General features: G+C 37.8%; 10 protein-coding genes and 2 riboswitches. Of the genes, 8 read left to right on the forward strand and 2 right to left on the reverse strand.

Annotation, left to right across the window (positions count from 1 at the left end):
* Nucleotides 1–182 precede the first annotated feature (182 nt).
* Together D1953_RS17515 and ltaS are read left to right on the forward strand one after the other, a co-directional pair.
* Nucleotides 183–1,205 carry a siderophore ABC transporter substrate-binding protein gene (locus tag D1953_RS17515; protein ID WP_119118458.1) on the forward strand — a complete coding sequence of 341 codons (1,023 nt, stop codon included), beginning with the start codon at nucleotides 183–185 and terminating at the stop codon, nucleotides 1,203–1,205.
* A 956-nt stretch (nucleotides 1,206–2,161) separates the two neighbouring features.
* Entirely contained in the window at nucleotides 2,162–4,135 is a 1,974-nt protein-coding gene (gene ltaS / locus D1953_RS17520; protein WP_119118459.1) for a lipoteichoic acid synthase, read from the forward strand.
* A gap of 61 nt (nucleotides 4,136–4,196) precedes the next feature.
* Here ltaS and D1953_RS17525 read toward each other — a convergent pair whose 3' ends face one another.
* Nucleotides 4,197–4,814, reverse strand: a complete 618-nt coding sequence (locus D1953_RS17525; RefSeq protein ID WP_119118460.1) for an RraA family protein — start codon at nucleotides 4,812–4,814, stop codon at nucleotides 4,197–4,199.
* A gap of 128 nt (nucleotides 4,815–4,942) precedes the next feature.
* Nucleotides 4,943–5,044, forward strand: a riboswitch (guanidine-I (ykkC/yxkD leader).
* Between the two features lie 52 nt (nucleotides 5,045–5,096).
* On the opposite strand from D1953_RS17525, the gene sugE reads away from it, so the two are divergent.
* Together sugE and D1953_RS17535 are read left to right on the forward strand one after the other, a co-directional pair.
* Complete coding sequence (sugE, locus tag D1953_RS17530) at nucleotides 5,097–5,417, forward strand: quaternary ammonium compound efflux SMR transporter SugE (protein ID WP_119118461.1); 321 nt, start codon at nucleotides 5,097–5,099, stop codon at nucleotides 5,415–5,417.
* A gap of 82 nt (nucleotides 5,418–5,499) precedes the next feature.
* The gene (locus D1953_RS17535) at nucleotides 5,500–7,179 is read left to right on the forward strand and encodes a glycoside hydrolase family 13 protein (protein ID WP_119118462.1); all 1,680 of its coding nucleotides are present in this window, start codon (nucleotides 5,500–5,502) and stop codon (nucleotides 7,177–7,179) included.
* A gap of 53 nt (nucleotides 7,180–7,232) precedes the next feature.
* Here the strand turns inward: D1953_RS17535 and D1953_RS17540 are convergent, their stop codons facing one another.
* Nucleotides 7,233–8,684 (reverse strand): amino acid permease, encoded by a 1,452-nt coding sequence (locus tag D1953_RS17540; protein WP_119118463.1) that lies wholly within the window; start codon nucleotides 8,682–8,684, stop codon nucleotides 7,233–7,235.
* 175 nt (nucleotides 8,685–8,859) lie between these two features.
* Nucleotides 8,860–9,043, reverse strand: a riboswitch (Lysine riboswitch).
* Between the two features lie 380 nt (nucleotides 9,044–9,423).
* Here D1953_RS17540 and D1953_RS17545 point away from each other — a divergent pair.
* Genes D1953_RS17545 through D1953_RS17560 form a run of 4 tightly spaced genes read left to right on the forward strand, consistent with a single transcriptional unit; the run spans nucleotide 9,424 to nucleotide 12,920 of the window.
* Nucleotides 9,424–10,344: a metal ABC transporter solute-binding protein, Zn/Mn family gene (locus tag D1953_RS17545; protein ID WP_119118464.1), complete on the forward strand. Its 921-nt coding sequence runs from the start codon at nucleotides 9,424–9,426 to the stop codon at nucleotides 10,342–10,344.
* Nucleotides 10,345–10,356: 12 nt separating this feature from the next.
* Nucleotides 10,357–11,109, forward strand: a complete 753-nt coding sequence (locus tag D1953_RS17550; RefSeq protein ID WP_119118465.1) for a metal ABC transporter ATP-binding protein — start codon at nucleotides 10,357–10,359, stop codon at nucleotides 11,107–11,109.
* Between the two features lie 10 nt (nucleotides 11,110–11,119).
* The gene (locus tag D1953_RS17555; protein WP_425454286.1) at nucleotides 11,120–12,049 is read left to right on the forward strand and encodes a metal ABC transporter permease; all 930 of its coding nucleotides are present in this window, start codon (nucleotides 11,120–11,122) and stop codon (nucleotides 12,047–12,049) included.
* Nucleotides 12,042–12,920, forward strand: coding sequence for a metal ABC transporter permease (locus D1953_RS17560; protein WP_119118466.1), 879 nt, complete (start codon nucleotides 12,042–12,044; stop codon nucleotides 12,918–12,920). The genes D1953_RS17555 and D1953_RS17560 overlap by 8 nt, the downstream gene beginning before the upstream one ends.
* Nucleotides 12,921–13,109: the final 189 nt, after the last annotated feature.

Below are 13,109 nucleotides of genomic sequence, written 5' to 3' on the forward strand. Positions count from 1 at the left end.
CAATTGTAGCTTTAAACTATGGATTATTGATAGATCACCCGTTCTGAAAAAAGTTTAAATAATTTTTCAAAATGGTATTGACGATAACAACTAATCATCCTATAATTGAAAATGCTTATCACTGATAATGATTATCATTAATGATAAAGAAATATAAATTACATAAAAGGGGAGTAACAAACATGAAAAAATGGAAATTAGCTAGTGCAATGTTAGCCATGTCTTTAATGCTTACTGCTTGTGGTTCTAACGAAGAAACTGCAAAAGAAGAAACAAAGCAAACTACAACAGCTAAAGATCAAGCTAAGGAGGGGCAAGCTGCTGTTTATCCAATGACTGTATCTTCAACAACTACTTCAGTTGAAAATGAAGAAGCAGGTACAATTAACTTTGAAGATGTAACATTTGAAACTATGCCGGAAAAAATCGCAGTGTTTGACTATGGATTTTTAGACACATTAGATGCGCTTGGTGTTGAAGGAGTTGTAGGTGTTGCTAAAGACTCTTCTTTACCAGCTAACCTTGAAGAATATGCTGATGATAAGTATAAAAGTATCGGTGGTTTAAAGGAACCATTACTTGAAGACATCGCTGAACTTAATCCGGATGTAATTTTTATTTCTGGTCGTCAATCTGCGTATTATGATCAATTAAAAGAAATCGCTCCTGTAGTATTCATTGGTACTTCTCAAGATGATTATTGGGGCACATTCTTAGCCTCTGTAGATACAGCAGCTAAAATGTTCGGTAAGGAAAAGGAAGCTAAAGAATATCTTGCTAAATACGATTCAGCTTTAGAAGAAGTTAAGGCTTTAGCTGGTAACTATGAAACATCATTAGTTACTATGTATGACCAAGGTAATTTATCTGGTTTCGGAAAAGATTCTCGTTACGGTTATATGTATGACGTGTATGGCTTCAAACCAGTAACAAATGATATCGAATCTTCTTCTCACGGTTCTAATTTCAGTTTTGAAGCACTTTTAAAATTTGACCCACAAGTGTTATTCGTAATCGACCGTACAGCGGCTACAGGTGAAAAATCTAACATCAAAGCTGATATGGAAAATGAAATCGTCAAGAAAACACAAGCTTACAAAAACAATAAAATCGTTTACTTAGATGGTCCACTTTGGTACTTAAGTGGCGGAGGCTTACAATCTGAGCTTGCAAAAATTGAAGAGATTTTAGCGGAATTAAAATAGGTCAATAATTTGTGTATGGGGCTGTCCAGAAAGTTAGTGAAAACTGACTCTGGGCAGCCTTGTTTTGTTGTTTCATAGTTATTTTTCTCAATATAAAGACATAACAGAACATGCAGGCGGATTAAAAGAGCCTGACTTTGAAGCAATTAATGAATTAATTAGCACTAGAATGGATGTTGGTCTCTGGGCATTAAGCAGAAGTATATGAAGAATTAAACAAAATGGCTCCAACCGATAAAAAAGGTCTGAGTGTTTTAACATCTGGCGGCGGTTTAGTGTCTCTTGATAAAACGATTAGTGATATTGAAGCAGTTGTGAAGTATATGAAGAAGGCCGCCTAATTTCGTTTATTTGACGAGGATAGGTGGCTTTTTCATTAAAAAGATAAGCGGCTTTACTTTTGAAGCTCGGGCGCTTGTATTTTCGTTTTAATCGGTGAATAATAACTTATAATTAAATAACGATTATTTCATTCATTTATGTGCTTAATATTTCACACGGCTATTTATTTAATAACGTTGTTAATTTTTGTTTATTCGTGTGAAGTCGTTCAAAATACTTATTTAGAATAGCATTACAAATAAAGGATATTCACTTCCAAAATATTGAACTTTATAGCATTTTTTTTATAAGTCGTTTATAATAGGTACAGCCTAGCTGCGTTTAGTTTACAGTATTATTTATTGGCAAGTTCACGAATGATCTTATATAGTAGAAGGGTGAATTTGAGGATGCAAAGAGCAATATCAAAATTAGGTGATGATTTGTAAAGTTCATTCATAAGATAGTGAGGTGCCGGAGTACAAGTTGTCTCAGAATGTAGCAACAATGGGTTTTATAGGTGATTGATTAATGAACTTATAAGTGTTAGTATTAACTTTATCGTTTTTCGAAGTTTATAAAGAAAGTGTAACAGTAGGTATATACACTACCACTAGATTAATAGAGGTGAAACCATGAATAACTTTTTTAAAAAAGGCCAGCAGTTCTTGATTGATCATACTCTTGGCTTTTTCTTAATTGCAGTCGTCATGTTTTGGATTAAAACATATATTGGGTATCAAGTGGAATTCAGTTTAGGCATTGAGAATGGATTACAAAGCTTTTTATTATTTGTTAATCCATTAAGTTCAGCCGTTCTATTTTTTGCTTTAGCATTATTAGCAAAAGAGAAAAAGATGATTAAATGGATTATTCGTTTAAATGTAATTTTCTCCTTATGGTTATTCTTTAATATTGTGTATTACCGTTCGTTTACGGACTTTATTACGCTGCCAACGTTAACACAAGTACAAAATGCAGGAAACCTGGGATCGAGCGTATTAGCGCTTTTTAAACCATATGATGTATTGTACTTTGTAGATACGGTTATTCTCTTTGTTCTATATAAATGGAAAGGGAAAAAATTCGTAGTTGTTAAACCAAAGCGTCGAACTGTTGCAATAGTGTTTTTAACAGGGATTGCTATTTTTGCGGTGAACCTAGCATTAGCAGAGAAAGATCGTCCACAGCTATTATCAAGAACGTTTGACCGTAACTATATTGTGAAATATTTAGGCTTGTATAATTACACAATATATGATGCTGTTCAAAATACAAAAACATATGCTCAACGTGCAACAGCTAGCAGTAATGATTTAACGGAAGTAGTCAACTATACAAAGGCAACAAAAGCTGAACCGAATCCGAAATACTTTGGTGCAGCAAAAGGGAAGAACGTCATTTATCTTCACTTAGAGTCGATGCAGAATTTCTTAATTAACTATGAATTAAATGGAGAAGAAGTTACACCATTTTTAAATTCATTAGCAAAGAGTAAGGATTTCATGTATTTCGATAACTTCTTCCATCAAGTGGGACAAGGGAAAACATCTGATGCAGAATTTATGCTAGAAAACTCGTTGTTTGGATTGCCTCAAGGAGCAGCTTTTACAAATCAGGCACAAAATACGTACCAAGCAGCTCCAGCTATCTTAAAACAAGAGGGCTATACATCAGCTGTATTCCATGGAAACTATAAATCATTCTGGAACCGTGACAAGATGTATAAGGCACTTGGTTTTGATAAGTTCTTTGATGCGGAATATTATGATATGAAAGAAGAAGAGGTTGCAAGTTACGGATTGATGGATAAACCATTTTTTGCGGAATCTATTCCTAACTTAGAAACTCTTCCACAGCCTTTCTATGCGAAGTTTATTACGGTATCTCATCACTTCCCTTATGCAATTAATCAAGAGCTAACAACAATTGGTAAGCATACAACGGGTGATGCGTCTGTAGATAACTACTTCCAAACAGCTCGATATGCGGATGAAGCATTAGAGGAATTCTTCAAGTATCTAAAGGAATCAGGGTTATATGATAACTCTGTAATTGTAATGTACGGTGATCACTATGGTGTTTCTGAGAATCATATGAGAGCAATGTCAGAGGTTCTTGGAACAGAAGTGGGTGAATTTGAAAATGGTCAATTACAACGCGTGCCATTGTTCATCCATGTACCAGGTGTTGAAGGTGGAGTGAAACATCAATATGGTGGTCAAATCGACCTTAGACCGACATTGCTTCATTTATTAGGTGTAGATACAAGTGAATATGTACAATTCGGTACAGATTTATTATCTAAGGATCATAATGAAATTGTTCCATTCCGAAATGGTGATTTTGTAACGCCGGATTTCTCATCATTTAAAGGAGTATATTACGATACGAAAACAGGCGAAGTTGTTAAACCAACAGAAGAGATGACTAAAGCGAAAGAGTTTGTTGAAATGAAATTGAATCTGTCTGATAAAGTTGTCAATGGCGACTTGCTTCGTTTCTATGAACCAGAAGGCTTTGTACCTGTTGATCCAAACGACTATGATTACACATATAAAGAAGAAGAGCAAACAAACACACCTTCTTCTAATAAAGAATCCAAGTAAAGTAAAAGGAGCCTAGAATCAATTTCTAGGCTCCTTTATTTTGGATTATGGAAGTTTCACTTTATTTAGCAAGCATTTGTGCAATATATTTTTTGATTTCTTCTGGCTTTCCGGCAATTGTATCTTCACGAATTTGATCTTTTGCAATCTTTTCTTTTGCCTTCTTTAGAATTTCTTCAGCACTTTTTTGTGCCACGACAACAACACCGTCCGCATCGCCGACAATAATATCTCCTGGATAAACAGCGACACCGCCGCATGAGATTGGGACATTAATATCGCCAACTCCTGCTTTACCGCTGGAAGCGACTGTTGTACCTCTAGAGAAAACAGGGAAATCTAGCTCCTTAATGGCCACGATATCTCGAATTACTCCGTCAACAACTAATGCACGGATGCCCATCGTTTTCATTAAACCAACAACAAAGTCTCCAGCAATAGCACGATATGTATCTCCTTTACTATCAACAACAAGTACATCACCAGGTTGTGCGGCCCCAATAGCCTTTAGGACAGCGCGATTATCATTAATCGGCAGTTGAACGGTTAGTGCTCGTCCAGCAAAGCGATAATGCTCCTGTAAAGGTTTGATAGCGGAATTGAGGTTGTTTAATCCATCGAGTGCATCTGAAATGGCTGTTGTAGGGATGTTCTGAAATTCTTTAATAATATTTTCCATACAATGATTCCTCCTATTAAACTGTTATATAACAATTATACTATTTTAATGGAAAAATAGAAAATGTTTCTTTGGAATAAAATTCATGTATTTGCCCCTATATATATTGTGTGCTATAGTAAGGGCGATATAAAAGTTTCTAGGGTTCCGCGATTATAAAGGTCGGACTGGTTCGAGAGAAACGCGCAGGATTCAGCTTGCGTACACGGAGGGATAAAAGCCCGGGAGGTATTGAAAAATATACTTCCGGGCTTTTTGCTGTAAAAAAGAGGAGGAGAAAAAATGGCGTGGCTTTATTTAATCATTGCAGGATTATTTGAAGTGATATGGGCAACAAGCTTAAAATATACGGAAGGATTTACGAAAATCATTCCATCTATTATTACTGTTACTGGGATGATTATTAGTTTTTACTTTTTATCAGCAGCAGTTAAAACATTACCGCTTGGAACAGCTTATGCGATTTGGACAGGAATTGGCGCTGTCGGAGCGGTTACTATAGGAATTATCTTTTTTCAGGAGCCGAAAGACTTCCTGCGTCTCTTCTTTGTAGGTTGTATTGTAATAGGGATTATTGGTTTAAAGGTTACTTCTTCTCAATAGGCAAGTTTTTTTAGGTATTGCTCTGACTGAGCATATTTAACAGTTTTCCTTTTTATAATAGGGATAGAAGGGAGTGGCTGAAATGGAGAGAAGATGGTGGAAAGAGGCGGTTGTCTATCAAATTTATCCACGGAGCTTTATGGACAGCAATGGCGATGGAATTGGTGATTTACAAGGCATTATGATGAAGCTCGATTATTTGCAAACGCTCGGTATCGATGTCGTTTGGCTATCTCCAATTTATCAATCTCCTAATGATGATAACGGATATGATATTAGTGATTATTGCTCGGTCATGAGCGAATTTGGGACAATGGCTGATTTTGAACGGTTGTTAAAGGCGCTTCATGAGCGTGGAATGAGGTTGGTGATGGACCTCGTTGTCAATCATACATCAGATGAGCATGAGTGGTTTGTTGAATCAAGGTCGTCTAAAGACAATCCGAAACGAGAGTATTATATATGGCGCCAAGGCAGGAATGGACAACCTCCTACGAACTGGGAATCTGCATTTAAAGGGTCTGTCTGGGAATATGATGCGAATACGGATGAATATTATTTACATTTATTTAGTAAAAAGCAGCCGGATTTGAATTGGGAAAATGAAGCGGTACGAAAAGAAATTTATGAAATGATGAAGTGGTGGCTGGATAAGGGAGTGGATGGATTCCGGATGGATGTTATTAACTTGATTTCCAAGGACCCTGCTTTTCCAGATGGATATGTGTATCCAGGAAAACAGTATGGAGACGGTAGTCCATATATTATGAATCGCTCTCGGTCTCATGAGTTTTTGCGAGAAATGAATCGGGAAGTATTGGCCCATTACGATATTATGACAGTTGGTGAGGCACCTGGAGTTAATCCGGATCAAGCGAAATTGTATACAGGGCAAAAGCGGAATGAATTACAAATGGTATTTCAATTTGAACATGTCGATTTAGGGGGAGGATCAGAAGGGAAATGGAGCGATGGTTCGTGGAAGCTGACTGATTTGAAACATATTTTAACGAAATGGCAAAAGGGTTTAGAAGATGATGGCTGGAACAGCTTATATTGGAATAATCATGATCAGCCACGAGCCGTTTCTCGATTTAGTGATGATGGCATGTATCGAGAGGTTAGTGCCAAAATGTTAGCGACTTGTCTTCATATGATGCAGGGGACTCCCTATATTTATCAAGGCGAGGAGCTTGGGATGACTAATGTGGCCTTTCATCAGTTAGATGAATATCGTGATATTGAAACAATCAATGCTTATCACGAGCTCGTATACAGCCGAGGATGGTCACATGATCAGATGATGGCTGCTATTCATGCTCGCGGGCGTGATAATGCGAGAACACCAATGCAGTGGAATCACTCTAAGCATGCGGGTTTTACATCAGGGACTCCATGGATTGCAGTAAATCCTAATTATCCGCAAATTAATGCTGAAGATTCTATCAATGATCCGACCTCTATTTTTCATTATTATCGAACATTAATTGGATTGCGAAAGAAATATAGCATTGTTGTCTATGGTCGTTATGATTTGCTTTTTCCAGAAGACGAACGTATTTTTGCGTATACGAGAACGTTAGGAGAAGAAAAGCTGCTTGTACTTTGTAACTTCACAGCTGATGCTGCTGACTTTTCCTTATCGGAAGAGTTCATTCGCAAATCAGTTAAGCTATTAATTAGTAATTATAATCAGAGGGATGAGGATGGAATAAACGAGGCTCCACTACGCCCTTACGAATGCCGTGTGTACCATCTATAGTAGAACCTATAAAGAAAGAACCCGATATACAATATCAGGTTCTTTTTTTAATATTATTCAGCTTTAAAGTCGCATTCCTCAAGAGGAATTAATTTTGTTTTATGTTTAATTTTATACCCAATCCATACAATGAAGAATAGGACTAAGCCGATGTATGAAACAAGCATAGAATTCCAGTCAATTCCGTCCGTTGAGAATGCTTGATATCCTTGTCCAATAATGATGATGATACAAAGAACCAATGCTAATACTGGGCCGAACGGGAATCCTTTTGCACGATATGGTAAATCATCTAAACTATTTCCTTGAGCAATGTAAGCTTTACGGAATCGATAATGAGCAATAGCAATTCCGACCCATGTTACAAAACCAGCCATACCTGAAGCATTTAATAGCCAAACATAGACAACACCATCTCCAAATAAAGAAGCGGAAAAAGCAAGTGTACCGACTAATGCTGTGACAATAAGAGCATTCACAGGAACGCCGCGTTTGTCTAATTTACCAAGGAATTTTGGTGCTTTGCCATCGCGGGCTAAATCCCAAAGCATACGCGTAGATGCGTACATACCAGAGTTTCCAGCGGACAATACAGATGTTAGAATAACCGCATTCATAACAGAAGCAGCAAAGGCAAGACCGGCTCTTTCAAATACAAGTGTAAATGGACTAACCGCAACATCATCGCTTAACAGACGGGCATCTGTAAATGGAATAATCATACCAATAATTAGAATGGCTAAAATATAGAATAAAATAATACGCCAAAATACAGATTTAATAGCTTTAGGAATATTTTTCTCAGGATCTTCACTTTCTCCTGCTGTTACACCAAGCAGTTCCGTTCCTTGGAAAGAGAATCCCGCAACCATGAATACACCGAGGATTGCGAAAAATCCACCGTTAAATGGACCACCATCTGCCACGAAGTTAGAGAATCCGATTGGATCGTTTCCTCCCATAATGCCAAAAATAATAAGGATTCCGGTAACAATAAAGATGACAACTGTTACAACTTTAATCATGGCAAACCAAAATTCCGCTTCTCCAAAGCCTTTAACGGATAAGTAATTGAATAAAAACATAATTACTAATGCTAATCCGCTCCATAAGAGAGACGGGCTGTCTGGGAACCAGAACTTCATAATAAGAACAACGGCCGCCAGTTCTGCAGCAATTGTAATGGCCCAGTTATACCAGTAATTCCAGCCAATGGCAAAGCCAAAGGATGGATCAACGAACTTAGATGCGTATACGCGGAATGAACCTGCAACTGGCATGAAGGCGGCCATTTCGGCTAGACTTGTCATTAAGTAGTACACCATAAGTCCAATAGCTGCATAGGCAACAAGTGCTCCGCCAGGTCCAGCTTGATGAATAGCTCCTCCACTAGCTAGGAATAAACCGGTCCCAATTGTTCCACCTAAAGAAATCATCATTAAATGACGAGCTTTTAGATTTCGCCTTAATTGGGACGGTGGTGTTGATGAGTTTGAATTTTTCATACATGTAACACTCCTTTTAAATTAGAAGGAAAGGACATTAGAAAAACATGAATTATCGCTTTTAATGGCGAAAGTCGATGTGTTTTTATACTTAAGAGAAGTTAAACTGTCTTAAAGTATAAAAAAACAGCCATCGAAAGATCGACGGCTGTTTTCTATAAACCCGTGTAATCCTTCCGAAGATAGCTCCCCACGTTGTTTCAGCAACGTGACAGTAATGTGCCTATTCGGTCACACCACCAGCAAGATGATCCCAAGAAAATCGTCTTGCTTCGGCAACTTATCCTTTTAAACGAAATCATCGATATTCTTGTATCTCACTCGTTCTACTTTTATAAGCCGCAGCCTCTACCCCATCGGTTAATGAGGAAATATGCATTTTTATTATATCAGAATTATAATCTAGCAACTTAAATAGTGCAATAATAACTTATTGGAAATGGCGAATAGTTGCGGCTGTACTTTTCTGAATATTCTATATAAACAATCGTTTTACGAATAGGTTTAACGGGCTTTTTAAATGGTTCTATTATTATTTTGGAATATAGAATATTTAGATTACTCGATAAAAATGTAAAGAAGGCTGAACCTTTGCATATAAATTATCTATATATATAAAATAAGTTTACCTGAGGAAACTTTTTGGTTCTTGGCCATAAAGTAGTTCATTCTGTATTTTTTTTATACTTAGTTTTGTGTTAAGGAAACATTTATAACTACATGAAAAAGGGAGATGTGTATGAAATTCATATGGAAGTCCCTGGTGAGTGTTGTGCTTGTTTTTCTTTTATTAGTCGGATGTTCAACCGAGAAGGATAATCAAACAGAAGGAAAGATTGTGGTAGTAGCAACAACCGGAATGATTGGAGATTTAGTAGAGAATATTGGTGGAGAGCATGTGGAAGTAACAAGTTTAATGGGACCCGGAGTCGATCCGCATTTATACAAAGCGACTCAAGGAGATGTTAAAACACTTGATGAGGCAGATATGATTTTATATAACGGCCTTCACCTTGAAGGGAAAATGGAAGAAATTTTTGAGCAGATGGGTAAACAAAAACCGACGATTGCTGTTACTCAAGATATTGCGAAGGAAAACTTGCATGAAGTAAAAGTTGGAGAATATGACCCTCATATTTGGTTCGATGTGACGCTATGGATGCAAGCTGCTCATACAGTTAATAAAGCTTTAATAAAGGAAAATCCTGAACATCAGGAAAGTTACCAAAAAAATTATGAGGCATATATTAAGAAATTAGAAGAACTGCATAAGTATGTGCAATCAGAGATTAATACGATTCCAGAATCACAACGTGTACTTGTTACAGCCCACGATGCTTTTGGCTATTTTGGGGCAGCATATGGATTAGAAGTGAAAGGATTACAAGGGATGAATACCGTATCTGAATATGGTTCTAAAGATGTAATCGATTTACGCAATTACTTAATAAAAAACGAAATTAAAGCAATTTTTATAGAAACAAGTGTATCAAAAAAAGCAATAGAAGCCGTTATTCAAGGGGCTAAAAAACAAGGGCATACTGTGAAAATTGGAGGAGAATTATTTTCGGATGCAATGGGAGAAAAAGGAACAGAAAAAGGAACGTATCTCGGAATGGTACGTCACAATACCGATACGATTGTAAATGCGTTGAAATAAGGAGGGGTTTGGATGCCTAATGTATTAAAGGTGGAAGATTTCACAATCGCTTATCATAAAAAGCCAGTTATTGAATCTGTTTCTTTTGAAGTACCAGAAGGCAAGTTGATTGGGATTATCGGGCCAAATGGGGCAGGGAAATCCACTTTAATTAAAGGAATTTTAGAACTTGTTCCGCGTATTTCCGGGAAAGTGACGATTCAGGGAAAATCATATAGAGCGATGCGGAAAAGCGTAGGATATGTGCCGCAGCGTGAATCTGTTGATTGGGATTTTCCGACGAATGCTTTAGATGTTGTTATGATGGGGCGTTACGGCCACTTAGGGTGGCTAAAGCGCCCTGGTAAGGCGGAAAAGCAAAAGGCGTTAGAGTGCTTAGAAAAAGTAGGTATGGCTGAGTATGCAAATCGTCAAATTAGCCAGCTATCCGGCGGACAGCAGCAACGAATTTTTTTAGCAAGAGCGTTGGCGCAGGAAGCCGATTTATATTTTATGGATGAGCCGTTTGTTGGCGTAGATGCAGCAACAGAAAAAGCTATTATTCAGTTACTTATGGAACTAAAGAAAAACGGGAAAACGGTACTTGTCGTTCATCATGATCTTTCAACAGTAAAAGAATACTTTGATTGGACGCTGTTATTGAACAAAGAGATTATTCAAGTAGGAAGGACAGAAGAAGTATTTACTCCGGAATATTTACAAAAAACGTATGGAGGTAAACTCGCGATTTTATCGGATTCACAATCAGGCTTGTTAATAAATTGAGGTGGAGTTCATGAATATGTTAGAGATTCTTCGGGATCCGAACACGCAGTGGATCTTACTTGGAACACTGTTGCTTGGTTTAAGCAGCGGTGTTATAGGGAGCTTTGCTTATCTTAGAAAACAGTCTTTACTTGGAGATACACTTGCTCATGCAGCACTTCCAGGAATTTGTATTGTTTTTATGTTAACCGGAGTTAAATCGATTTCCTTCTTTCTCTTCGGGGCGGCCATTGCTGGGATGATTGCCGTTTTCGTCATTAATGTAGTCACCAAATATAGTCGAATTAAACAAGATACGGCATTAGGGCTTGTATTATCAGCTTTCTTTGGGCTAGGCATTGTTTTATTAACACAAATCCAACAAAGTTCTTATGGAAATCAAAGTGGATTAGATAAATTTCTGTTCGGACAGACGGCCTCTATGGTGATGTCGGATGTGTATGTCATGATGGCAGTATCGCTTATTCTAATTTTAGCCTGTACGCTGTTTTTTAAAGAGTTCAAACTTCTATCTTTTGATCCAGGATTTGCAAAGGGGATTGGCTTACCTGTCCTGTTGCTGGACTATATCATTATGCTGCTCATTGTTGGAGCGGTTGTGATTGGGATTCAAGCGGTTGGTGTTGTGCTGATGGCTGCTCTATTAATCACACCAGCTGTTTCGGCTAGGTATTGGACAGAACGATTAAGTGTCATGGTTGTATTGTCCGGTATATTCGGTATGCTCAGTGGGGTCGTTGGTACGTTGCTTAGTGCGGCCGTTAATAATTTGCCAACTGGTCCACTTATTGTTCTTTCAGCAACTGTTTGGTTTATGTTTTCTTTATTGTTCGCCCCTAACCGAGGTGTAGTAGCAAAGCTTTGGCGAAGAGTAGAGGCGAAGCGGAAATATGAACTAATAAAGAAACTGGAGAAGCAAGGGGCGCATCATTATGAATGATTTCTGGATTATCCTTGTCGGAGCACTTGTTGCTTGCTCTTGTAGCGTTGTTGGTTGTTTTTTAGTCATCCGAAAAATTGCAATGGTAGGGGATGCCATTAGTCATTCTGTATTGCCTGGAATTGTGTTGGCGTTTCTATGGAGCGGCTCGCGAGAATCTATTCTCATTTTAATGGGGGCTGCTTTGCTTGGATTAGTAACTGTCTTTTTAATCCAATTATTTCAAAATTCAGGTGTACAGGGGGATGCGGCAATCGGTGTTGTGTTTACTTCCCTTTTTACAATCGGTGTGTTATTGGTTAGCCTGTATACACAGCAAATTGACTTTGATTTAGATCACGTTTTGTATGGAGAAATTGCCTATACACCCTGGCATACGATGACGATTGCAGGTATGGATATGGGCCCGAGAGCAGTGTGGATAGTTGGTGGCAGTTTCTTCATTAATATAGTTCTCGTTTTTGTATTCTTTAAACAGTTTAAAATTTGTTCGTTTGATGCAGCGCTGGCAGCAGCAATGGGAATTCCCGTTATGTTTTTTCATTACTTATTAATGAGTCTTGTTTCTGTAACAACGGTCGCAGCTTTTGATAGTGTAGGTGCAATTCTTGTAGTGGGTATGCTTATTATTCCGGCCGCCACAGCGTATTCATTAACAGATCAATTACATCGAATGATTATAATCAGTATGGTTATGGGTATCTTAAGCTCGGTAGTTGGCTATTACGTAGCGACTGCTTTAGATGCTTCGATTTCTGGATGTATGGTATGTGTTGCGGCACTATTTTTTACTTTAGCATTTCTATTCTCACCGAGCCATGGGCTGATTAGTCGGATTTGGCGTCGTAAAGTTTCATTTAAGAGCATCTAAATGATGTACGGGTATTTACTTAGGTCATTTTTAGCTCAGTTTTAAGTTTTAGCGTAAGCTGATTAGTTCTTTCCGGACATGAGCTGCTTCTCTTTAAGGGGCAAGGCATTATGTTTTTTAGGGAGAATTAAGGAGCTTGCGCTTCTAGCTCCAACGAGCTGGTCGAGCCGTTTTCGCTTTTCTTATAAC

This window comes from Peribacillus asahii (assembly GCF_003570725.1).
Taxonomy (GTDB): domain Bacteria; phylum Bacillota; class Bacilli; order Bacillales; family DSM-1321; genus Peribacillus; species Peribacillus asahii.